The sequence below is a fragment of the Microbulbifer weihaiensis genome (assembly GCF_048323715.1).
In the GTDB taxonomy this organism is placed as follows: Bacteria; Pseudomonadota; Gammaproteobacteria; order Pseudomonadales; family Cellvibrionaceae; genus Microbulbifer.
This window is the reverse complement of sequence record NZ_JBLWFL010000014.1, coordinates 74,980-97,503: the sequence shown is the minus strand read 5'-3', so window position 1 is coordinate 97,503 and position 22,524 is coordinate 74,980. Positions and strand designations below refer to the sequence as shown.

The 22,524-nt window shown below is 56.7% G+C and carries 17 protein-coding genes; 13 read left to right on the top strand and 4 right to left on the bottom strand.

Annotation, left to right across the window (positions count from 1 at the left end):
* Window position 1 precedes the first annotated feature (1 nt).
* The 7 genes from ACNKU7_RS14960 to ACNKU7_RS14930 all read left to right on the top strand — a co-directional run bounded on the left by ACNKU7_RS14960 (window position 2) and on the right by ACNKU7_RS14930 (window position 5,962).
* On the top strand, window positions 2-790 hold the full coding sequence (locus tag ACNKU7_RS14960; protein WP_418297803.1) for an SDR family NAD(P)-dependent oxidoreductase: 789 nt from the start codon (window positions 2-4) through the stop codon (window positions 788-790).
* Window positions 790-2,100, top strand: a complete 1,311-nt coding sequence (locus tag ACNKU7_RS14955) for an NAD(P)/FAD-dependent oxidoreductase (protein WP_418297802.1) — start codon at window positions 790-792, stop codon at window positions 2,098-2,100. The genes ACNKU7_RS14960 and ACNKU7_RS14955 overlap by 1 nt, the downstream gene beginning before the upstream one ends.
* Window positions 2,052-2,885, top strand: a complete 834-nt coding sequence (locus ACNKU7_RS14950) for a DUF1365 domain-containing protein (protein WP_418297801.1) — start codon at window positions 2,052-2,054, stop codon at window positions 2,883-2,885. The genes ACNKU7_RS14955 and ACNKU7_RS14950 overlap by 49 nt, the downstream gene beginning before the upstream one ends.
* Window positions 2,882-4,147, top strand: a complete 1,266-nt coding sequence (locus tag ACNKU7_RS14945; RefSeq protein ID WP_418297800.1) for a class I SAM-dependent methyltransferase — start codon at window positions 2,882-2,884, stop codon at window positions 4,145-4,147. The genes ACNKU7_RS14950 and ACNKU7_RS14945 overlap by 4 nt, the downstream gene beginning before the upstream one ends.
* A gap of 12 nt (window positions 4,148-4,159) precedes the next feature.
* Window positions 4,160-4,669 (top strand): DUF2878 domain-containing protein, encoded by a 510-nt coding sequence (locus ACNKU7_RS14940; RefSeq protein ID WP_418297799.1) that lies wholly within the window; start codon window positions 4,160-4,162, stop codon window positions 4,667-4,669.
* A gap of 14 nt (window positions 4,670-4,683) precedes the next feature.
* Complete coding sequence (locus ACNKU7_RS14935) at window positions 4,684-5,364, top strand: hypothetical protein (protein WP_418297798.1); 681 nt, start codon at window positions 4,684-4,686, stop codon at window positions 5,362-5,364.
* A gap of 202 nt (window positions 5,365-5,566) precedes the next feature.
* Complete coding sequence (locus ACNKU7_RS14930) at window positions 5,567-5,962, top strand: glycine zipper family protein (protein WP_418297797.1); 396 nt, start codon at window positions 5,567-5,569, stop codon at window positions 5,960-5,962.
* Between the two features lie 146 nt (window positions 5,963-6,108).
* On the opposite strand, the gene ACNKU7_RS14925 is transcribed toward ACNKU7_RS14930, so the two are convergent.
* A complete protein-coding gene (locus ACNKU7_RS14925; protein ID WP_418297796.1) occupies window positions 6,109-8,946 on the bottom strand; it encodes a cytochrome c peroxidase in 2,838 nt (945 codons plus the stop codon).
* Between the two features lie 1,268 nt (window positions 8,947-10,214).
* Here ACNKU7_RS14925 and ACNKU7_RS14920 point away from each other — a divergent pair.
* The gene (locus ACNKU7_RS14920; protein ID WP_418297795.1) at window positions 10,215-11,093 is read left to right on the top strand and encodes a hypothetical protein; all 879 of its coding nucleotides are present in this window, start codon (window positions 10,215-10,217) and stop codon (window positions 11,091-11,093) included.
* A gap of 141 nt (window positions 11,094-11,234) precedes the next feature.
* On the opposite strand, the gene putA is transcribed toward ACNKU7_RS14920, so the two are convergent.
* Window positions 11,235-14,381: a bifunctional proline dehydrogenase/L-glutamate gamma-semialdehyde dehydrogenase PutA gene (gene putA / locus ACNKU7_RS14915; RefSeq protein ID WP_418297794.1), complete on the bottom strand. Its 3,147-nt coding sequence runs from the start codon at window positions 14,379-14,381 to the stop codon at window positions 11,235-11,237.
* A 148-nt stretch (window positions 14,382-14,529) separates the two neighbouring features.
* Between putA and ACNKU7_RS14910 the strand changes: the two genes are divergently transcribed.
* The 3 genes from ACNKU7_RS14910 (at window position 14,530) to ACNKU7_RS14900 (ending at window position 17,232) form a co-directional block, all read left to right on the top strand.
* Window positions 14,530-15,033, top strand: coding sequence for an Lrp/AsnC ligand binding domain-containing protein (locus ACNKU7_RS14910; RefSeq protein WP_418297793.1), 504 nt, complete (start codon window positions 14,530-14,532; stop codon window positions 15,031-15,033).
* Between the two features lie 76 nt (window positions 15,034-15,109).
* Entirely contained in the window at window positions 15,110-16,027 is a 918-nt protein-coding gene (locus ACNKU7_RS14905) for a DMT family transporter (RefSeq protein WP_418297792.1), read from the top strand.
* Between the two features lie 47 nt (window positions 16,028-16,074).
* Window positions 16,075-17,232: an acyl-CoA dehydrogenase family protein gene (locus tag ACNKU7_RS14900; RefSeq protein WP_418297791.1), complete on the top strand. Its 1,158-nt coding sequence runs from the start codon at window positions 16,075-16,077 to the stop codon at window positions 17,230-17,232.
* Between the two features lie 21 nt (window positions 17,233-17,253).
* Here the strand turns inward: ACNKU7_RS14900 and greB are convergent, their stop codons facing one another.
* Both greB and ACNKU7_RS14890 read right to left on the bottom strand, forming a co-directional pair.
* Window positions 17,254-17,766 (bottom strand): transcription elongation factor GreB, encoded by a 513-nt coding sequence (gene greB / locus ACNKU7_RS14895; protein ID WP_418297790.1) that lies wholly within the window; start codon window positions 17,764-17,766, stop codon window positions 17,254-17,256.
* On the bottom strand, window positions 17,766-19,730 hold the full coding sequence (locus tag ACNKU7_RS14890; protein ID WP_418297789.1) for a S9 family peptidase: 1,965 nt from the start codon (window positions 19,728-19,730) through the stop codon (window positions 17,766-17,768). The genes greB and ACNKU7_RS14890 overlap by 1 nt, the downstream gene beginning before the upstream one ends.
* Window positions 19,731-19,966: 236 nt before the next feature.
* Between ACNKU7_RS14890 and ACNKU7_RS14885 the strand changes: the two genes are divergently transcribed.
* Both ACNKU7_RS14885 and ACNKU7_RS14880 read left to right on the top strand, forming a co-directional pair.
* Window positions 19,967-20,845, top strand: a complete 879-nt coding sequence (locus tag ACNKU7_RS14885; RefSeq protein ID WP_418297788.1) for a beta-keto acid cleavage family enzyme — start codon at window positions 19,967-19,969, stop codon at window positions 20,843-20,845.
* 153 nt (window positions 20,846-20,998) lie between these two features.
* Complete coding sequence (locus ACNKU7_RS14880) at window positions 20,999-22,522, top strand: alanine/glycine:cation symporter family protein (RefSeq protein ID WP_418297787.1); 1,524 nt, start codon at window positions 20,999-21,001, stop codon at window positions 22,520-22,522.
* The last annotated feature ends 2 nt before the right edge of the window (window positions 22,523-22,524 follow it).

Below are 22,524 nucleotides of genomic sequence, written 5' to 3'. Positions count from 1 at the left end.
AATGTGGGAGATTCGCGACAAGAACATCTGGATTACCGGCGCCAGTTCTGGCGTCGGGCAAGCCCTCGTCAAGTTACTGGTGAAACGCAACAATTTCATCATTGTCAGCAGCCGTTCACGGACCAAGTTGCTCGAACTGCAGATGCTGGCGCCCACGCGTATACGCGTGCTGGACTGTGACGTGGGCAATGACGAAGACATGGTGCGTGCGCAGCGCGCCTTGTCTGAGCTTACGGATCAGTTGGACCTTGTGATTGCCTGCGCTGGTACCTGTGAGTATGACGATGGTCTGCAGCTGGACATCGCGAGCTATCGACGGGTATTTGACGCGAATTTTTTCGGGGTGGTCAACACCTTGCGCCTGGCACTGCCGCATCTGGCTCGCGCCATGTCACCGGCACAAAAACCGGTGTTTGCGGCTGTCGGCAGTCTTTCCTCGGTGGTCGGCTTCCCTCGCGCGGAAGCATACGGTGCCTCCAAGGCGGCTTTGGGCTATTTTCTTGATGCTGTGCGCGCCGACACATCGCGCGTGGCACTGAGCATCGTGCACATCCGGCCGGGTTTTGTGGATACGCCCCTGACTTCCACCAATGACTTTTCCATGCCTTTTCTGATGTCGCCGGAAAGTGCGGCTGAGCGTATTTTGAGTGGTCTGGAAGCGGGGCATAAACAGATAGATTTCCCCCGACGCCTGAGCTTGCCGCTGCGATTTCTCGGCTTCTTCCGCACCCTTTGGTTTCGATTCTGTGCTCCCAAAATAACTCGAATTTACAAACTGAGGTTCCACTGATGCGTATTGCCATAATCGGTAGCGGCATTTCAGGTCTTACTGCTACCTATTTACTGAGCCGAAAGCATGAAGTTACGCTGTTTGAAGCGGACAACCGCCTGGGAGGGCATACCGCTACAGTGGATGTCGATGAAGATGGTCGCAGCCTGGCGATAGATACCGGTTTCATTGTTTACAACGATTGGACCTATCCCAATTTCATCCGTTTGCTGAAGCAGTTGGGTGTGGAATCCCAGCCGACGGAAATGGGCTTCAGCGTCTGTGATCCGGTGGCGGATTTCGAGTATGCGGGCAATAACCTGAATAGTCTGTTCGCAAAGCGCAGTACGCTGCTTCAGGCTGGCCACTGGCGTATGCTCAGGGATATTTTGCGCTTTAACCGGGAGGCCGTGCGGGACTGGGAGCGTGGTGCCGTGAGTGAAGTGACCACGCTCGGGCAGTACCTCAGCGACAATGGCTATTCCCGGGAATTTAGCGAGCGTTACCTGGTGCCGATGGGCTCCGCAATCTGGTCCGCCAGCCTGGCGCAAATGCGCGAATTTTCAGTGGGCTTTTTTATACGTTTCTTCATCAACCACGGTTTGCTCAATATCTTCAACCGGCCCCAGTGGCGGGTAATTCGGGGAGGCTCGCGTAGCTATATTGAGCCCATGGTTAAGTCGTTTGCAGATCGTATACGCTTGAACACCCCGGTAACCGCCGTACTGCGCCGCGAAGACTTTACGGAAGTGGTTACTGGGGACGGCACTGCGGAGCGCTTTGATGCGGTAGTTTTTGCCTGCCACTCGGATCAGGCGTTATCCAGCCTTGGTGATGCCAGTGAGGACGAGCGCGCGATTCTCGGGGCAATACCGTACGCAAAAAATTCCGTGGTTCTGCATACCGACAAAGGGCTTTTACCCAAGCGGCGACGCAGTTGGGCGAGCTGGAACTATCGGTTGCAGACGGCCGAGGATCAGCTGCCGGTTTTGACCTACAACATGAATATCCTGCAGGGGCTGGACAGCAGCAAGACTTATTGTGTAACACTGAATGCAGACGAAGCCATAGATCCAGATCAGGTAATCGGGCGCTTTGAATATGCCCACCCACAATTTTCCGTTGAGGGGATGCTGGCTCAGCAACAGTGGGAAAAGATCAATGGCGTCAATCGAACCTGGTTCTGCGGCGCATATTGGGCAAACGGGTTCCACGAAGATGGCGTGAACAGTGCGCTGCGTGTGGCTGAGGCATTTGGGGTAACACTTGATGACTGTGAGCCGTGTGTTGCGGCGGAGCCGCAAGCAGGCGTGATGGGGGAGCCTGCCTAGTGGATACCCCCTTGCGGAGCGCAATCTATCGCGGCTGGGTGCAGCACCGTCGATTTTCCCCGCGGCACAACAGTTTTCGCTACCGTGTGTTTATGCTGTATCTGGATCTGGCAGAGCTCGACAGAGTGCTGGCGTTATCGCCGCTGTGGAGCACGCGGGTGGGCGCACCGGTTCGGTTCCGTCGCGAGGACTTCTTCGGCGATCCGGAAATAAGCCTCGATGAAGCGGTGCGCCAGCGCATTGAACAGGAAACGGGCGAACGGCCCACCGGTTCAATCAGGATGCTGGCCAACTGGCGTTATTTCGGGGTTAATATGAACCCGATATCGGTCTACTACTGCTTCGATCCCGAGGGGGAACGGGTGCAATGGCTGTTGCTGGATGTCCACAATACGCCCTGGAACGAACGGCATGGATACGTCCTGGATTGCCGGCAAGGCAGCAGTGTACAAAAGGCCGAATTCGCCAAGGAAATGCACGTTTCGCCCTTTATGCCGATGGCGCAACAGTATCAGTGGCGCAGCACGACGCCGAGGGAGCACCTGTCAGTGTACTTGCAGAATCTCGAACAGGGAGACAAGGTTTTGGATGCGACGCTGGTATTGCACCGGGAAGAACTCAGCCGCAAAACCATGCTCCGTATCCTGATCCAATACCCTTTCATGACCGTAAAAGTAGTGGCTGCCATATATTGGCAGGCAATGAAGTTGTGGCTAAAGCGCGTGCCGGTATTTACTCATCCGCAGCGCGCCGCCGGGGCTGAAGCAGGAGGAAAGCGCGGATGAAAACAATCGAACAGACTATCTATAGCGACAAGAGAACAGAGCCAAGGCACTGGTTGACGGGGTTGGCCAGACGGCTGGTGCTGGCCAAACTGAAGTCGCTGGAGGAAGGGCGGCTCATCATCGAGGAGCCGGATGGTACTCGGCATGAGTTTGGCGAGTCGGAAGCAGGCGCGCGCATCTGTGCACGTATTTCCGTCAAGGATGAAAACACCTACGTGCAGGTGTTGCTCAACGGCTCCATTGGTGCGGGTGAAGCGTATATGCAGGGATCCTGGCGCACGCCGGATCTGGTAGCCGTGGTAAGGGTGATGGTGGCAAACATGTCACTGCTGGATGACATGGATTCCCGCTGGACATTCATGCACCGGGCGTTCTTACGCGTGTTGCATCGCATGAACAGCAACAGCCAAAGCGGCTCGCGCAAAAACATTGCCGCACACTACGACCTCGGCAATGATTTTTTCCGATTGTTCCTCGATCCCACCATGTTGTATTCGTCCGCGGTGTTTCCCTCCGAAACCGCAAGCCTGCATGAAGCTTCGGTGAATAAACTGGAGAAAATCTGCAGCAAACTGCAACTGACACCAGATGATCACCTGCTGGAAATCGGTACCGGCTGGGGTGGCCTCGCTGTACATGCGGCCAGAAATTATGGGTGTCGTGTTACCACCACGACGATTTCCCGTGAGCAACATGCCTACGCGAAAGCCTGGGTGGAGCGCGAGGGGCTGCAGGATCGCGTTACCCTGCTAATGCAGGATTACCGTGAGCTGAAAGGGCAGTTCGACAAAATTGTCTCCATTGAGATGGTGGAGGCCGTGGGTTACCAGTACTACCGGGAGTATTTCAGCCGCTGCAGCCGGTTACTTAAAGAGGATGGCCTGATGGTAATGCAGGCCATTACCATCCAGGATCAAAGATTCCACAGCTACCGCAAGCAAGTGGATTTTATCCAGCGCTATATCTTCCCCGGCGGCTGTCTGCCGTCGAATCAGGTCGTGGCGGATCATATCGCCCGCGACACCGATATGCAGATTGTGGCATTGGAAGATATTACACACCACTACGCACGAACCCTGCGCGCCTGGCGCGAGGCCTTTTTCCAGAATCTGGAGGCAGTGCGGCAACAAAACTTCGACGACCGCTTTATCAATATGTGGGATTTTTATCTCTGCTATTGCGAGGGTGGATTCCTGGAGCGGGTAATCAGCACCGCACAGTTTGTGTTCGCGAAGCCCCGTTGCCTGAAATCCAGTTTCTGACGGGAGTGCATTGTGTGGCGCACAATAACTAGCGGTATCCAGTTCCAGCTCGCCTGGCTTGTGTGTGTGCTGGTAGCAAATCCCTTTATCGTCGCGCTCTTTACGGCCGGCAATATCTGGGTTCATTTGCGGTTTGTGGCGAACTTGCCCCGGGAGCCACTCTGGTTGTTCGGCATTTGGGCGGCTGGCGTGCTTCTTGATTGGGTGTTGTTCGCCGGTGGCCTGCTGATCAATCGGGATGGCAGCTTGATGCCGCCGGTTTGGCTTATATGCCTGTGGGCCAATTTTGCCTTGGCATTGCGTTATGCATTTGGTTTTTTGCGAAAGAATCTTTGGATTGCCGCCGCACTAGGCGCTTGGGCTGGGCCGTCCAGCTACTACATTGGCGCCCAGCTGAATGGGGGCGTGTGGTTGATGCAACCCATCGTCGTCACATTGCTAGTGTTTGCATTGATCTGGGCGCTATTCCTGCCTTTACTGGCAGGGCTTTCCCGGCCTGGTGTAGTGGAGGGGGTTGGCTGATGGTGTCGGAATGGATGCTTGCGCTGGCGGTGACTGCCTCTGCTTGTGGTTATGAAGGCGAGGTATTTGCTACCGGTATCGCGCGTGATTTGTCAGACGGTAGACTGGCGTATTGCGAGTATCACCTGCCTGCGGAAAATGACAGCCGGCAGGTGCTGTATTACAACCCGGAAGGTAACCTGATTGCGAAAAAGTATCTCAAAAGGGTGAACTCACCCCTGACCGAAGTATTCCAGTTGGATCTTCGCCACGGTGAGCAGCGCCAGGTGCAGAAGACGTCGGCGGGCTGGACACTGGGCTATCAGGAGAAGCGCGGTGTGGATGGCAATTATGTCGATCTGCCCGCTGAAGATTTTGATGTAATTGATGCTGGTTTTGACGTGTTCGTCAGGCAGCACTGGGCGTCGCTGTCGCGTGGTGAAATACTGACCTTCAATTTTGCCTCACCGGTACACGGGCGGAAAATCGGTCTGCGCGCGCAGCGCACCGAGTGTAAGGATTCCTCGAAAAACAGTATTTGTATTTCGGTGGATGTTGCCCAGCCATTGCTGAGGCTGTTCGCAGGCAGCCTGTACTTACAGTATGACGAGGACAGTCGCAGGCTTCAGGTTTTTGAAGGCGTCAGCAACCTTGTCGACGCGCGTGGTAAAAGTCAAAAAGTTCGGATTGGATATACCTATCCGGAATCGAATTAGAGCGAAACTTCGCGCTCGCTGAGCTCGCCTGATCCAGTGTGCTTCTTACTATCCCGGCAGGGTTTCCCGCTGCCGGCCTCCCTTTCCGTATAGTTTCTCCGACCCTCAGGTCATCTATTTTTGCAGCTTCCGCTGGCGTGTACTTCAACTGACGTCTAAACCTAAAGAGGATGCAGGCGACAGACGTAGTGAGGAGCGCCAAGTGAAATTGCATATTTTGGCCGCTGTGGGCTTGAGCGCAGCAACCTTATTCGGGTGTGCCTATCAACCGGAGCAGGTACCTGGTGCAGGAAATGTGGTGATTGATACTTACGGCGTGAACATGCGCCAGTATCAGCTGGATCTTGCCGACTGCAAAGGGTTATCCATGGCTGCGAGAAATGATGCTGGGCGGCGTGGCGTGGTGCGCGCAGCCGGTGGTGCATTGCTCGGCGGGGCACTGGGCGCGATTATCGGCGATACCAGCAGTGCTGCGGCAGCGGGCGCCGGAGCCGGCGCTCTGTTAGGTGGCGTAAGTGGCGTTGGCAGTGCCAATGCGGAACAGAATTACATCGTGCGCAACTGCCTGCGCGGGCGCGGTTATCGGGTTTTGAATTAAAGCAGGTTTTGTATTCGGCAACTCACAGGACTTTGCTCTTCGGCCGGACATTGATCCGGCCATTTTTTTGCCTGAAATTTTCGTCAGTAAAAGGCAGGAATAAAAAAAGCCCGCCGGGTGGCGGGCTTGGATGTTAGTGACCTTGTTTAGGGAGCGAGCGGAATGTCCACCACGGACTTTCCGTTTGCGTTGGATATGTGCGGCATGTCGCAGGGTTGCGTCATGTCGTGGGCTAGCCCGGTAACGCCCTGCAGCATTTCCTGGAAGGTAATGATGCGATTTGCACTACCTTCCATACCCACTGCCGGAATATTTGCCAGCTTGGTACGACCACTGTTGTCGTGGCCGTTGGGCACACAGATCTGCGGATGGTCAAATTTGCCCTGCTGATAGGCAGCGCCCCAGTCTGTCAAGCCGGTTTCCATCATTTCGATCATGGCTGCTTCACGGTCGGCGCCCACGTCGAAGACCCGCAACCCCGCATCCAGATTGGCCTTGTTCAGGTTACTGAAGCTGAAGCGCTGGTTGTCTGGCAGATCGAAATCCACCACGCGCTTGTAGAACTCCAGCATCTGACGCAGGTTCATCCGCGAGCCGTTGTGTCCATACGGGCCGGTAAACTTGGTCATCCGAATTGAGGGTGTCTTGAAGAAAGCATTTCGCAATGCGATCTCGGTGGGCGCAACGTTGGGGTCGCAGACCGGGTTTGCCGCCGGATCGCAACCCAGTTTCATCGCGAAAGCGCGGGCTGAGAGGTCATCCGGGCGATAGGGCACCTGGACACCACCCTTGCCAATACCCGCGTTCAGATTGTCCGCGATCTTCTGGATCACTTCCTTACTGTACGGGGCAGGCAGTTCGCCAGGCAGCATACCGATCAGCTGGGCGAGCCTGGCCTTCGACAGGGGAATGATCCCGCCTGTAGAAGTGGCAATACTGCCGCCGATGCTGAGATCCTCGCCGGTAGGTCGAATCGCCAGGTTGTAGAACCCGGAGTCGTAGACCCCTTCGTTGTCGAAGGTCGCCATGCGTTCCAGAATCGCCGGAATTTCCTCCGGATCTGCGGGAATGTCTTCCGCGCCGAAGCCGATGGTGCCGCTGATTGTTGCACCAGTGAACTCGGCGGAGGTGTGACAAGCTGCGCAGTCGGTCGCACCGGCCTGGAAGCGTCCCATACCTTCATCGATATTCTGGATGGTGGCGAATGCCGCCTCACAGACCCGGGAAGTGTAGGGGGGCGTGCAGCCTCCAATTGGTTCACCCGCCGCGAGAGGGCCACTCTCTGGCTGATTCGGCGCTTTGGGCGCTTCAGTACCGGTTTCGGCTTTCGGATGGATGAACTCCGCCATTTTCATGGCGCAGGCTTTGTATCCGCCCAATTGGCCGGCGTCGGTCTTGTCCAGCGCAGACATGGCTGCGCAATCTTCCAGCGGCAGATCGCCGTCAGGCTGCATACCGGTCCAGTCCATCAGCAGCACCATTCTGCCGTTCACACGGGTGAACTGCTGTGGTGGTGAACCTGCTGCGGGCTTGGCCTTGCCGATATCGAGGCGGGTCATGACCCGACCATTGGTGTTCTCCACAATGGTGCTCGGGCCGTGGTCGCCATCCGGGTCGGGATCAATTAGACCGCCCGCCATCAGGTCAACGATAGTGTTGCCGGTGGTGAGGGTTGCCTCATAGGCCTGTACCGCGAGTCCCCAGAAGAGGCCGAAGTTGACTTCCATCAGCGTGCGGTTCTTCGTGTTCCAGTCGCTGGTGCAGGAGCTCAGTGGCAGCTTTTTCTTGAACTCGGGCCACTCCAGGCAGACGTCGTTGTAACTCCCGTCCCCCCAGAATTTCTCCAAGAAAATTTCCTTGATGAGGTCGCTGTACATGACATTGAGTCCTGTACCTTCCGTAGCACCGGGACCACAGTCGGTCATATCGCTCAGCAAGGAATCCGTACAGCTCACTTTCTGGCCCCATAGTGGAACCGCGTTGAGCAGTTTATGCCCCAGGTTGTAACTGGGTAAGCCGCTACCGCCACGCCCTTCGAACTCCATCTCCAGCCGGCTGCCAATGGGGCCGACCGCCTGTGAGGCGAGTGAGGAAAATGGAATCAGCACGCCCAGCTCGCCGGCATAGCTGCCGCCGGTATACACCGTCACCTTGGCATCCGGATCGCGGAAGCCCAGGGTGTTCACGCCATTGAAGAACATGTCCGCGCGGCCGTCCCAGAAGCTGCTCTGGTTAAAGATCGCGTTATAGGTGGTGGGTGTGTTGCGGGGTTCTACCCGGCGTACGGTGTAGACCTGAAGGATCCCTTCCAGAAGATTGCCGAAGCCGCCGAACAGGTCATCGTTGTCGTCGAACCCGTCGTCGATCTCCCACAGGGTGCCTTTTTCGCGAACCTCGTTTTGCTTGAGGCCCTGGAAGGTCACAGCGCGCATGCCCTGAGAACCGACGATGTCGTTGACGTCGGAACCCTTGATGCCGTTGAGATTGAGCAGGGGCACCAGGTTACCGGGCGTACCATCAGCCTGATCAGGGGTTCCCCCTGCGCCGATAACCGCGCTTTCGCTTACCGGCAAACCCCGAGGCGAATTTAGGCCGCCATAGTGCGAAACTTTCAGGGTTTTATTTACGCCCAGTAGCTGATGGCTGAAGTCGCCGCGGGGGAGCCCCGGGCTTACCGAATTGACTTTGCGGATATCCGCACCGGAGTTGTAGTGGCAACTGGCACATGCCTGGATACCATCACTGCCCGCCTGCATCTCATGGAAAAATGCCTTTCCCAGTTTCTGCAACTTGATGCGGTTGCCAGGCTTGGTGATCTGCTCCCATTCGGCCGGGTCGAACCCGGGGCCGTCGCCGTCCAGCAGCCCGAGCATGTTTACATCGGGCACTTTGATTTTGTTCAGTGAGGGCGGCGCGGCCGCGAGTGCCGGGCCCGCCATCATCGATAGCGAAAGTCCCCAGGCACCGCCGCGTTGCAAGAACATTCGCAAGAACTTCTGTCGAAAACCTGGTGGTTTGGGAGATACGGGGTTAGGTGCGATACCTGTGGCATGTGACTGCCGTCGGAGATCGCCATTACTGCGTGGCATGGCTAGGTCCCTCTCGCTGGTACGGAATACAACATGAGCGCCACCTAAAAAACCACCCTCCAAAGGAGAGGAACGCTCGTGGCGTAATTTCCACCTTTATGGAGGGTTGGTTAATTTCTAGGCAACATTTAAAAGGTAGGTTTCCGTTTTGAATATGACAACCACAAACAGGCCTTCTCGGTTATAAAGTCTGGAAAATTTATCCGTGACTAAATTTTTCTTGGGAAGTGCTTCCCATTTTTCCCTTGAAATAAGATGTTTTTCTTAATTTGATGCTGAGCGCGAATGCAGCTTTACTGGCTGAGCGGGTGCCGCTTATGGATTCAAAGTGGAATTTTATTGGCAGCCTTTGATCGAGGTATGAGAATTCGGAATTGACCCTGAATAATTTCTGCGGGCTGTTGACCACCATTTGTCGGTGTAAGTGGCGACTGAAATTGTGCAGCCAGATCCTGGTTTTGTGAGTTTGCAATTTTACTTATATAGGAAGGCCCGATTGGAATATGTGTTCCTGCGATCAAGGCAAGGGGGGGCACGGCGATGAAGAAACACAATATCAGGGAAGCGCAAACCTTCGGCGGAGGAAAATATTTTTGAGCCTGCTGAAATACTGTGCCGTGTTCTTTTGTTCCTGTTTTGCGGCCAGATAAATAATTGCGCCATTGAATGTGACGTGTATCAACTCGCTGGCATGAAAACCTTTAAGGCGGCGCTTAATTGTTTCCGCTCTGCCTTTTTTAAGAGCGGTTTGATCAATAAGTGCACTTTTTTCCTAGCTTTTCCAAACTTCCCTCCCATGGATGAATGCTGTCAGTCGACCAGAATTTAACTCGATTGTTCGTTATTCGATCTTGCTGTACGAAATAGCTTCAATCGCAGTAAGGCGTGACGAGAAGGAAATTCCAGAATGTTGCTTTCTGCGACATTCGCAGTTGGACTCCGTAATCGGCAAGTCTCGCAATCAAGTAGTTCTACGTCTGCAACCGAACTTGGCCTCTGATCTTTGGCCGCTGGGGCGAGAGCCTATTGCCAGGATCCTGTTTGCGTCGATTTGTAGTGGCGTAGCGTTTTCACAGTTTGATGTGCCCGGAAGCACGGAGCGGTGTTGGCAGGTTCAGTCCAGAGGTATCTGGCTGCTGGCATCCGATCTAAAGGAGTTAGTCATGAAGAAGTTTTCACCCGTTGCCGCGACACTGATGTTCGCTGTAAGTGCGGCTGCGTTAGCCGATAACAACACTGCTGTTCAATTGCAGGGTGGATTCGCCAACCACGCGAATGCCGACCAGGCCAGTTTATTTGCACGCTACAACTACATTGAGCAGGTACAATTTGGCTTTGCGAACAAAGCGGATGCCGTGCAGGATGGCACCGAGTTTTTCAGTTCCATCAAGCAATACCAGCACGGTGCGCTGAACAAGGCGTACTCCCTGCAGGATGGCGGTTTGTTTAACCACGCCTATATCCACCAGTCTGGCGCCAAAAACAGGGCAAATACCTATCAGCTCTGGTCTGTCGGCAACATTGCCAAAGTGGATCAGTCCGGTTATTTCAACAAAGGTGAGGTCTACCAGAGCTTTGCTGAATTCAACTATGGTGCCGTAAGCCAGCACGGCAAGGGCAACAAAGGCCAGGTAAACCAGTATTTCACTGAGTGGTCCGTTGGCGTGGTCGATCAATACGGTCACGAGAACAAGGCCACTACGGATCAATATGGCGAGGGGTTGGTTTCCTATACCAAACAGTTTGGCATTGCCAACAAAGCGAATGTGGCTCAGTACGGTTATTACAATGACTCCCTGATTATTCAGGGCGGTATTTATAACCGGGCAAATGTGGAGCAGTTTGGGGAAGACCTGAGCCAGTTCACGCTGCAAATTGGCCTGGGTAACAAGGCGAATACCTTGCAGGAATGGTATGGCAATAGATCCTACACTGGCCAGTTCGGGATACTGAACCATCACTACACTACCCAGCTCGGCGTGTATGACAACGCCTATGCGACGCAGGTAGGCGTATACAATATTGGTGTAATCAACCAGTAGGATAGGGTATTCGATTCCCGCCTGTGGTCTGACGCAGTTGTGCAGTGGCGGGGGCGAAGCAGGGCGAACCAGAAATGGTTCGCCCTTTTTTCATGATTATGCGCTGCGCTCTTGAGAGTCAGAACGCAGCACTGTCCCAGGTTACTCGCCGAGGGTGAACAGCTGGGTGTTGCCGCCGGTCGCTACGATATTGACGGTTTTGGTCTTCTCGTTGGCGAAGCGGAACAGGTAGTGCGGGCCACCGGCTTTTGGTCCGGTACCGGACAGGCCCATGCCTCCGAAGGGGTTTACACCAACAACGGCACCAACCATGTCGCGGTTCACGTAGCAGTTACCGGCATCCACACGCTTGAAGATCGCATTGGCGCGACCCTCGATGCGGGAGTGCAGGCCGAAAGTGAGGCCGTAACCGGTGGCGTTAATACGCTGAATCACACTTTCCAGCTCCTCTGCCTTGAAGCGAATCACATGCAGGAAGGGGCCAAACACTTCGCGCTTGAGCAGGTTGATATCTTCGATCTCAACCACTTGCGGGCCAAAGAAAGTGCCTTTTTGCGGACGCGCGCTCTCGTCGAAGGCGAACACCGGCTTGGCTTCCTTCAGCATGCGCTCGCGGTGCTTTTCAAGAATGCCGAGGGCTTTTTCGTCGATGACCGGGCCGATGTCGGTTTCCAGCTTGGACGGGTCACCAAGGGTGAGTTCTTCGCAGGCGCCCTTCAGCATGCTGAGCAGGTTGTCCGCAATGACGTCCTGTACACACAGGATACGCAGGGCGGAACAGCGCTGGCCGGCACTGAGGAAGGCGGATTGAATCACGTCGTCCACGACCTGTTCTGGCAGGGCAGTGGAGTCCACGATCATCACGTTCTGGCCACCGGTTTCCGCGATCAGCGGCACGATGGGGCCGTCTTTTGCCGCAAGCTGCATGTTGATGTGCTTGGCGGTCTCGGTTGAACCGGTGAAGGCGACGCCGGCCACATGCGGGTTGTCCAGCAGAGGCTTGCCGATTGCGGCACCGGTGCCGGTAATCAGGTGCAGGACTTTCTGCGGAACGCCCGCTTCGTGCATCAGCTGTACCGCACGGTGGGCAATGGCCGGTGTCTGCTCGGCGGGTTTGGCCAGTACGGCGTTACCTGCTGCGAGGGCGGCAACTACCTGGCCGGTGAAGATCGCCAGCGGGAAGTTCCACGGGCTGATACACACAAAAACGCCGCGGCCATGCAGGCTCAGTTCGTTGCTCTCGCCAGTCGGGCCCGGCAGCACGGTGGGTTCGCTGAAATGCTGGCGTGCACCATTGGCGTAGTAACGGCAGAAATCCACCGCTTCACGCACTTCGGAAATACCATCGTTCAGGGTGCGGCCGGCCTCGCGGCAGATAATCGCCACGAGCTCATTCATGTGCTGTTCGTACAGGTCAGCGATTTTGTCGAGCACATTTGCCCGCATTTCGCCGCCGAGCTTGTTCCAGCCGCGCTGGTGTTCCGCAGCAGATGCAAAGGCTTTCTCAATCAGCGCCGGGTCAGTATCCGCGGTATAGCCGGCTACTTCGCCCGTGGCCGGATTGTAAACCGGCTGCTCTGCCTTGATCGCAACGCCGTCCACAATCGGGGCACCGTTGAAGGTCTTGCCCGCGGATTGCTCCACAGCTGCCATCAGCGGCTTCAGTGCAATTGGGTCGGTGAGCTCGACTCCGTGGGAGTTTTTGCGCGGCAGGGCTTCGTGGCCGAGATAAATATCGGACGGCACCGGAATCTGCGGGTGACGGTAGGGGTCGCAGGCTTCGCTGAGTTTCAGGGTGTCCTGCACCAGTTCACTGACCGGTGTTTTCTCATCCATAAAACGGTTGACGAAGGAGCTGTTGGCACCGTTCTCGAGCAAGCGGCGAACCAGGTAGGGAAGCAGGTCTTTGTGTGCGCCTACCGGGGCATAAACGCGCACAGGCACGCGGCGGCCGTGAACGGCTTCGATTTGATCGTAGAGCAGGTGGCCCATGCCGTGCAGGCGCTGGAATTCGAAATCGTCGGTGTTGCCGGCCATTTCCAGGATCAGGCCAACGGTGTAGGCATTGTGCGTGGCGAACTGCGGGTAGATTGCATCGCGCGCATCCAGCAGTTTTTTCGCACACACCTGGTAAGAAAGGTCGGTGTGGCACTTACGTGTGTAAACCGGATAGTCGCTCAGGCCCATCTGTTGGGCGTGCTTGATTTCGCTGTCCCAGTAGGCACCTTTAACCAGGCGAACCATCAACTTGCGGCCGCTGTCACGGCCCAGCGCGATCAGCCAGTCGGCTACGTGCGGTGCGCGCTTCTGATAGGCCTGCAGTACAAAACCCAGTCCCTGCCAGCTTTTCAGTTCCGGGTCGCGGGCGAGGGCTTCAAAAATGTCCAGGGAGATATCCAGACGGTCGGCTTCTTCCGCGTCGATATTCAGTCCCATGTCGTACTTGGCTGCAGCCAGGCACAGCTGTTTGACTTTCGGCAGCAGTTCACCCATAACGCGCTCGCGCTGGAGTTCGGTGTAGCGCGGATGCAGTGCGGAGAGCTTGATGGAAATACCGTTGGCTTCGACCACGTCACGCTTGCTGTTGTCGGCGCCGATGGCTTCGATCGCCATCATGTAAGCGTCGAAGTAGCGTTGGGCATCAGCCATGGTGCGGGCGCCTTCACCCAGCATGTCGAAAGAGAAGCGTGTGCCGGGCTTGTTCTCGGCAGGGCCGCGTTTGAGGGCTTCCTTGATGGTGCGGCCGAGAACGTACTGGCCGCCCATGATTTTCATGGCCTGCATCATGGAAGTGCGCACCATGGGCTCGCCCATGCGGCTGACCATGCGCTTCATCCAGCTGGATGGCTTTTCGGTGATGTCCGGATCCAGCTCGACGATGTTGCCTGTCAGCATCAGGCCCCAGGTGGAGGCATTGACGAACAGGGAATCAGACTGGCCGCGGTGGCTGGACCAGTTGCCAGAGTGCACTTTCTCGGCGATCAGTTTGTCGGCGGTATCGGCGTCCGGCACGCGGAGGAGGGACTCCGCCAGACACATCAGTGCAACGCCTTCCTTATTGGAAAGGCCAAACTGTTGCAGGAATGCGTCGAGGGTGCCGCGCTTGCTGCGCTGCTCGCGGGATTTCACCACCAGCTGGCTGGCAGTATCCAGGATCTTCTGTCTCAGGGCCTCGCCCGGACGGGGTGCGGCCAGCAGTTCACTGACGCACTGGTTTTCGTCGGCGTGCAGATACTCTCGAGCCTTTTGACGGGCGTTTTGCAGGTCTCCGGCGAAATGTGTAGGCATACTTTTTCCTCAAAGCTCCCAGACTGATTTTAGGGCAGGATAAAAACCCGGATTATGTGGTAAACCTTGCAGAATTAATCGCCATATTGGCGAATAGTGTGGTTAAATATAGGGCTTATCCGGTCAATCACCAGTAGGGTATTTTGCTATGTCTCGGAAATTGGAAGATCTTGATCGCATTGATCGCCAGATCCTGCGGATTTTGCAACGTTCCGGTCGCCTGCCGAATGTCGAGTTGGCTCGGCGGGTAAACCTCAGCCCCACCCCCTGCCTCGAGCGCGTCAAGCGCCTTGAACGCGAGGGGTTCATTCGTGACTATGTGGCCTTGCTTGACCCGTTGAAGGTGCATGCAGGCCTTGTGGTCTACATCCAGGTTTCCCTGTCTGATACGGCTACCGAGGCCCTCGAGGCATTCAACCGTCATGTTTCCGGTCTCGAAGAGGTGCAGGAATGCCACATGGTGGCCGGCGGCTTCGATTACCTGGTCAAAATCCGTATCAAGGATATGCTGGGTTACCGCCAATTCCTCGGCGAAAAGCTCGCGTCGGTTCCTGGTGTGCGGGAAACCCACACGTACGTCGTCATTCAGGAAGTGAAAACCGATACCTCGGTGGCGGTGCCGGATCCGGAACCCAAGTCCGGCAAGCGCTGAACTTTGCGTAACGCTGACGCTCCCGTAAGTTAGCCCTGATTTCCGTTAAGGTTCAGGTGTATAGGAAGTCTTTCCATTGGCTGGCGAAAAAACGGCAAACAATCGCGCAACGATGTATGCGCTGGCAGCGGTGCTCTGTTGGTCCACTGTTGCCAGTGCATTCAAGCTGTCGTTGCAGTATCTCTCTCCCTTGCAGCTGGTTACCATCGCGTCGGTGGTGTCTTCGGTATTTATGGCGTTGGTCGTTACCTGGCAGGGCCGTTGGTCCGATCTCTCGCAAAGCTGGAGTCACAATCGGGGCTGGTATATTGCCCTCGGTTTCTGCAATCCTTTCCTTTATTACCTTGTGTTGTTTCACGCATATGAGTTACTGCCGGCGCAGCAGGCGCAGCCTCTGAATTACACCTGGGGTGTGGTTTTGGCGCTGCTCTCTGTTCCGGTTCTCAAGCAGAAACTGCGCCGGCAGGATCTGTTGGCCGGGCTTGTGTGTTACTCCGGTGTGCTGGTCATAGCGACCCAGGGACGGCTTCTCGAGCTGGACTTCCAGCAGCCGGTGGGGATTGCGCTGGCACTGTTCAGCACTCTGATCTGGTCCTGCTACTGGTTGCTCAATACGCGCATAGGTGGCAATGCCGCGGTCAACCTGCTGTTGACTTTCCTCTGCGGTCTGCCCTGGCTGGTGGGTGCGCTGTGGTGGCAGGGCGGTTGGCAGTGGCCACCGGTGCAAGGCTGGATCGGCGCAGTCTACGTGGGCCTGTTTGAAATGGGGATAGCATTCCTGCTGTGGCAGGCGGCGATGCTGAGCTGTGACAATACCGCCCGCATCAGTAATTTCATTTACCTGTCCCCGCCGCTGTCACTTTTGCTGATCGCGCTGCTGGTGGGCGAAACAATTCATATGGCGACCATAGGCGGCCTGGCGCTGATACTGCTGGGTGTCGCCATTCAACAGGGCCTGCTGCGGCGTTGGCTATTGCGGCGTCCGGCGGTCTGAATACGCCTTAGATACGAAAATAACGATATAAATAGTGAGCATGTGCGATGAATTTTGAATTGACTGACGAGCAACAGATGATTCAGGAAGCCGCGCGGCAGTTTGCCGAAAGCGAGCTCAAACCCGTGGCGGCGGAGCTGGATAAAACCGGCAACCGGCCCCTGTTTCTGGAGAAGCTGAAGCAACTGGCTGAACTTGGCTTCATGGGGATCAATATTGATCCGGGCTACGGTGGCACCGGCGCTGGCACCATTGCATTTAGCCTCGCGATCACCGAGCTGGCACGCGGTTGCGCGTCAACGGCCACCACCACTTCCGTGACCAATATGGTGGCGGAAGTGATCCAGGCGAAAGGCTCCGAAGCTCAGAAAAACCACTTCCTGCCCAAAATCTGCAGTGGCGAATATGCGGCCGGTTCCTTCTGCCTGACCGAGCCTGCTTCAGGCTCGGACGCCGCAGCCATGCGAACCCGCGCAGTGCGGGATGGGGATGAATACGTGCTCAACGGCAGCAAGCTGTTTATCAGCAGTGCTGAGTTCGCGGGGGTGTTTGTCGTTTGGGCGGTAACCGATGCGTCAGCGCCAAAAGGCAAGGGCATTTCCTGCTTCCTGGTCGAGGCGGGCACCCCGGGCCTGATCATTGGCAAGGCGGAAGAGAAGATGGGCCAGAAGGCCTCCGTAACCAATGAGGTGGCGTTTGAAAACTGCCGTATTCCGGCAGCCAATATGTTGGGTGAGGAAAATCGCGGTTTCCGTATTGCGGCGGGCGAGCTGGCCGGTGGCCGTATCGGAATCGGTTCGCTGGCGCTGGGGATCGGTCTCGAGGCCCTGGATTGCGCGCGGGCTTACCTGCAGGAGCGTGAGCAGTTCGGCAAACCTCTGGCACAGTTTCAGGGATTGCAGTGGCAGCTCGCGGACAAATACACGGAAATGGAAGCTGCGCGACTGTTGTTGATGCAGGCGGCGTGGCAGAAAGATGCCGGGCAGTTTTTTGGCCCGGCAGCGTCCATGGCCAAGCTGTATGCTTCGGAGAAGGCCAATGAGGCCTGTTATGTCGCGCTGCAGATGCACGGCGGCGTGGGGTACACCCGCGAGTTTCCGCTGGAGCGGATGTCACGGGATGTGCGGATCACCACAATCTATGAAGGCACCAGCGAAATTCAGCGTTTGATCATTGCCCGCCATCTGCTGGAAGGCGTCAGGTAGGTCTACGGAAATCTCCGCTGATTAGTCAGCGGAGATTTCCGGATAGTGGATCTCGCAAATGTAGTAGGTGATCCACTGTTCCATCTGCTGGATTTCCACTTCGTCGTCCAGGCTTTTTCCCAGTAGCGCGCGCGCGACCGGGGAATCCATGGAAATAAGTCCCTCTTTCACATTGAATTCATCCGGGCCCACGATGCGGTAGCGCAGGCTGTTGCCGTCTTCATCTTCGAGCGTTACCCAGGCGCCGAAAAAGATTTTTTCGCGATTATCCGGAATGCGATCAACGACGGTCACTTCCTCCAGGCGCTTGGTAAGAAAGCGCACCCGGCTGTCGATTTCCCGCAAGCGTTTTTTGCCGTAGATATAATCGGCATTTTCCGAACGATCCCCCAGCTTTGCGGCATCGCTGACGGCCTGGGTCACACGCGGACGTTCAACTTCCCACAGGTGTTTTACTTCAGCGCGCATGCGCCGGGCGCCTTCCGGGGTAATGTATCTTGAGCCGCGTGGGCGCGGTGGTCTCCAGCGGCCCATCAGGTGTTGCCCTCGAGATTGGCGATTTCGATGCCGGGCCCCGGCTGTGGCAGCGGGAATCCGAAAACCCGGCTGTAAAATTCCAGTTCGCCCTCGAGTGCCATCTTGATGCTGCTGGCGCTGCGGAAGCCGTGACCTTCATCCGCAAAGGTGATGTAAGCCACAGGAAGTCCGCGTTCTTTCAATGCGCTCACCATGGCTTCGGCCTGGTTGGGCGGCACGACCTTGTCCTCCAGTCCCTGGAAGAAAATCACAGGGCAGTTCAGCTGCTCGATATGCTCGATTGGCGAGCGCTGCCGATAAATGGCTTCTGCCTCGGGCCAGGGGCCAACCAGTTTGTCGAGATAGCGCGATTCAAACTTGTGGGTATCCCGTGCGAGGGTGGTGAGGTCACCAATACCGTAGTGGCTGGCACCGGCGGAAAAGGTATCGTGAAATGCCAGTGCCGCGAGCACCGTGTAGCCACCGGCGCTGCCGCCCTTTATCAGCAGTCGCTCGGGATCCGCAAGCCCCCCATCGACCAGATAATTGGCCCCTGCGCACACGTCCTCAACGTCCAGTATTCCCCAGTTGTCTTGCAGGCGATCACGGTATTCCCGCCCGTATCCGGTACTTCCGGAATAGTTCACATCCAGAATCGCAAAGCCGCGGCTGGTCCAGTACTGAACTTTCAGGTTGAGACCGGCAGACGTCGCCCCAGTGGGGCCGCCATGGCTGAATACGATAAGTGGTGGTCGCTCCCCAGTCGGGGCCTTGAACGCGGGGTTGCACGGAGGGTAATAGAACGCGTGCACTGTGCGCTCCCCCGCGGAAAAATCGATCGCCTGCGCACGGGATACCAGGTTATCGGCGAGCGCGATCGAGCTGCTGCTGGCGAGCGTTTTGAATTCAGCGGCCGCGCCGCTGTACAGCTGAACACAAGGGAAGTCTGTGGCACCGCTGGTGATAAATACTGCGTTGCCGTCGTCGCAGCTGATGCTTTCAAAATCGCACCCCGAATGCTCCAGGGTGCGCTGGGTGTTATCCGCCAGATCCACAATGGCCAGTTGCCAGCGTCCGTTTTCGGTAAAGGTGCAGAAAATCCGATCCGGGTTCAAAAAGCCGTAAGTTGACATTCCGAATACCCACTGCGGCGTGGCGAACTCCGCGGCCTTGTTCCAGACTGGCTGGCTGTCGCCATGACGGTACAGGTTCCACCAGTTGTTGCGATCCGAAACGTAAAACAGTTCGCCGCGTTCTGACCACTGCGGCTGGAAAATGGATTCGTTGCCGGTGCCTGCAATTTTACTGGTAATGGTTGGCAGGCCATTACTGTCGAGTTCCGCCAGCATTAGTTCGGTGGCATCCCAGGGCATGCTGGGGTGATGCCACTGCAGGAAGCTCATGCGGTTCCCGGCAGGGTTCAGTGCGGGATTGGAGTAAAAGTCGGCACCTTCTGCCAATACTTGCGTCGCGCCACCGTTGTTCAGGTCGATGGCAATAATGCGCGCAATAGCTTCGCGGTCGCTCCGGCCTTCATCTTCCTGAACGCAAATCAAGCGCTGGCGCGCGTGATCCAGTACCAGGTCTGCATAGCGGTAAGGCCCTTCGGGCGTGAGGGGTTCCGGGGCGTTGCCATCCAGGGGCATGCGGTAGATACGCTGATCGGCCGCGAGGACAAAGTAAACCCAGCCATCGCCGACCACATAGCTTGCGCCACCGTACTCGTGTGCTTTCGAGCGAACGCTGAGTGGCGCGGGCAAAAGGTCGCGCTTGCCGTGCTCGCTACTGTATTCGACCAGTGCAGAGCGGCCTTTTTCTGCGGGGCGTGATTCGAGCCAGTAGGCGCGGCCATGGTACAGGCGCGACTCACTGAGTCGCACATTGCCGGAGGTCAACAGGTCTGCGCTGATTTGCGAATTCCAGCTGCCAAAAGGGGCGATGGTTTGTGCGCTGGATTCCTTTGGCGTTTTTGCATCAGACATAGGACTGGTTGTGCTCCTGAACTGCGTTATTCACTGTATTGATTGCTGCGCATTTTACGTTGGTGTCGGGGCCACACAAGGGCCCTGTTTCACAGTGCGGGCTTGTGCTAGGCTCCGGGCTATGCCTGGAACCAAGCGGTTGCTTGGTGGGTGGCCCCCACGCAGGCACTGCGGCTTGTGCATTTGCCGCGGGATACCAGTAGCGATAACAAAAAAACGATCGCCAGGAGATTGTCATGTCAGTTTACCCAGCGGCTGCGGATCCTGCCGAAGTTGTGATTACCTGTGCCCTGACGGGGGTACTGACCAACCCCGCCCAGCACCCGGTACCGGTAACACCGGAGCAAATGGCCGTGTCCGCAAGAGAAGCTTACGACGCGGGCGCGTCCGTGATGCACGTGCATTTCCGAGCGCAGCAAGCCGGCAGGGGGCACCTGCCCAGTTGGGATCCCGCCGTAGCCCTGGAGATTGCTGAAGCGATTCGCGCGGCTTGCCCTGGGGTGTTGCTGAACTTCACCACCGGCACTATCGGGCGCGACCAACAGGGCGCGTTGGCATGTCTGCGCACAGGAAGGCCCGAAATTGCCGCGTGCAATGCCGGCAGCCTTAACTACCTGAAGGTGCGCGCCAGCGGACAGTGGGCCTGGCCCCCGATGCTGTTCGAAAACCCCTTGGAAAAGATAGAAGAGCTGCTGGCGGTTTGCCGGGAAGAGGGTATCCGTCCCGAGTTTGAATGCTTCGATGTGGGTATTCTCCGCTCCGTGGGTATGTTTGCGGATGTCGGTCTGGTTACCGCCCCCAATTACAACCTGGTCATGGGTGTCGCTTCCGGCATGCCAGCGGATGCCGATCTTCTGGCGCTCTTGCCGCGTTACATGAAACCACGGGCACTGTGGCAGACCACGCTGATCGGGCGCGATGAAATCTGGCCGGTACACCGCAAAACCGCGGAACTGGGCGGGCACCTGCGTACGGGTATGGAAGACACCTTCTATCTGCCGGGTGGCGAGCGGGCGAGCGGCAATGGCGCATTGGTCGAGGCGCTCGTGGGAATCGCCGAAGAGGCCGGGCGGAAAGTGGTTTCGGCGCAAAGGGCGCGTGAAATTTTTCTGTAACGGGCTGTACGCGCCGCTGCGGTCTCGCAGCAGGGAATCCGGGGAGTGCTAGGCTTAGTTTGTACGCGTCATTCGACGCCAAACTATTGCGTTTCCAGTTAGGGCTGCCAACTCGGGCAGGCCCTCTACTGGTATGTGCTCGCGGAGTAGCGTATGCAGGAGTTCCTCGATGGCCTGACGGCCCTGGTGGGCTGGGGCAATAGCCTGACCTGGGGTGGAATAGGCGGTATCTGGTGGCTCGGAATCCTGATTGCAGCCCTCTTGCCGGCCGGGCTCTATTTCACCTGGCGCACTGGCTTTGTCCAGTTTCGCGGCTTCGGCCAGATGCTGCGGGTAATGGGGCACAGCTTCCGCAAAGAGCATGACGACTCCGTATCCTCCTTCCAGGCGTTTGCCACAAGTGCTGCGGCCCGTGTCGGCACCGGAAATATCGCGGGGGTGGCCGTGGCGATTACTGCCGGTGGGCCGGGGGCGGTTTTCTGGATGTGGGTCGTGGCCATGCTCGGCATGGCGACCAGCCTGATCGAAAATATCCTCGCGCAAACCTTCAAAGAGCAGGGGGAAGTTGCGGGCACCTTCCGCGGGGGGCCGGCCTATTACATAGACAAGGGCCTGGGCAAACGCTGGAAATGGCTGTCGGTGGTATTTTCCATCTTTCTCGTGATTTGCTTCGGCTTCTTTTTCAATGCGGTACAGTCCAACGCCATGGCGGAGGCCATACATGCCGCCTGGGGTGTCAATCCACTGTTAATGGGTGTATTGGTTTCCGTGCTTGCAGCGCTGATTGTGTTTGGCGGCATTAAGTCAATCGGCCGTTTCGCGGGAATCGTTGTGCCTGTCATGGCGCTGTGCTACCTCGCCATTGCGCTGTTTGTGATACTGACCAATATTCCCCGCATCCCGGAAGTTTTTGCGCTGATTTTCAGTAATGCATTTGGTGTGCAGGAGGCGGGTGCCGGTGCATTTGGCGCCGTGGTAGCGAACGGAATAAAGCGCGGCCTGTTTTCCAACGAGGCCGGAATGGGGTCTTCGCCCAACGTTGGCGCGGCAGCGGATGTAAAGCACCCGGTGGTACAGGGCTATGTGCAGATGGCGTCGGTTTTTCTCGATACCATGCTGATCTGCAGTGCTACGGCATCGATTATCCTGCTCAGCAACGTAGAGCTGAGTGGGGTGGTCGAAGGGGTGACCCTTACGCAGTCTGCCCTCGCCAGTGAAATCGGGAGCTGGGGAAACAGCTTTATTGCCATTGCGCTGATATTTTTTGCATTCACTTCCATCATTGCCAACTACTACTACGCCGAAACCAATATTTTTTACCTGTGGCATACCCGGACATCAATTTTCTGCTACCGGGTGTTATACATCGGCTTCATTCTGTTTGGTGCCTGGGTGGCATGGAGTGGTCGGGAAGACAACTTCCACCTGCTGTGGAACCTTGCGGACATGTCGATGGGATTCATGGCCTCGGCGAATCTGCTGGCGATTTTGCTGTTGTCCGGTGTTGCGATCAGAGTATTTGCGGATTACGAAAAACAGCTTAAGCAGGGGATAAAAGAGCCGGTATTTGACGCCCGTCAACATTATATTCCGGGTATCGAGCCCGATGTCTGGGGCGGCGGCCCGCATATTCCAGGGGAGCATGCCGGGGAGCGTCACGGCAAGCCAGGTAAGTGATC

Bases quoted from the DNA above. Each gene is read 5' to 3' on its own strand.
- ACNKU7_RS14960 (WP_418297803.1), top strand. From the start codon at position 2: ATGTGGGAGATTCGCGACAAGAACATCTGGATTACCGGCGCCAGTTCT.
- ACNKU7_RS14955 (WP_418297802.1), top strand. From the start codon at position 790: ATGCGTATTGCCATAATCGGTAGCGGCATTTCAGGTCTTACTGCTACC.
- ACNKU7_RS14945 (WP_418297800.1), top strand. From the start codon at position 2,882: ATGAAAACAATCGAACAGACTATCTATAGCGACAAGAGAACAGAGCCA.
- ACNKU7_RS14935 (WP_418297798.1), top strand. From the start codon at position 4,684: ATGCTTGCGCTGGCGGTGACTGCCTCTGCTTGTGGTTATGAAGGCGAG.
- ACNKU7_RS14925 (WP_418297796.1), bottom strand. From the start codon at position 8,946: ATGTTCTTGCAACGCGGCGGTGCCTGGGGACTTTCGCTATCGATGATG.
- ACNKU7_RS14920 (WP_418297795.1), top strand. From the start codon at position 10,215: ATGAAGAAGTTTTCACCCGTTGCCGCGACACTGATGTTCGCTGTAAGT.
- putA (WP_418297794.1), bottom strand. From the start codon at position 14,381: ATGCCTACACATTTCGCCGGAGACCTGCAAAACGCCCGTCAAAAGGCT.
- ACNKU7_RS14910 (WP_418297793.1), top strand. From the start codon at position 14,530: ATGTCTCGGAAATTGGAAGATCTTGATCGCATTGATCGCCAGATCCTG.
- ACNKU7_RS14900 (WP_418297791.1), top strand. From the start codon at position 16,075: ATGAATTTTGAATTGACTGACGAGCAACAGATGATTCAGGAAGCCGCG.
- greB (WP_418297790.1), bottom strand. From the start codon at position 17,766: ATGGGCCGCTGGAGACCACCGCGCCCACGCGGCTCAAGATACATTACC.
- ACNKU7_RS14890 (WP_418297789.1), bottom strand. From the start codon at position 19,730: ATGTCTGATGCAAAAACGCCAAAGGAATCCAGCGCACAAACCATCGCC.
- ACNKU7_RS14885 (WP_418297788.1), top strand. From the start codon at position 19,967: ATGTCAGTTTACCCAGCGGCTGCGGATCCTGCCGAAGTTGTGATTACC.
- ACNKU7_RS14880 (WP_418297787.1), top strand. From the start codon at position 20,999: ATGCAGGAGTTCCTCGATGGCCTGACGGCCCTGGTGGGCTGGGGCAAT.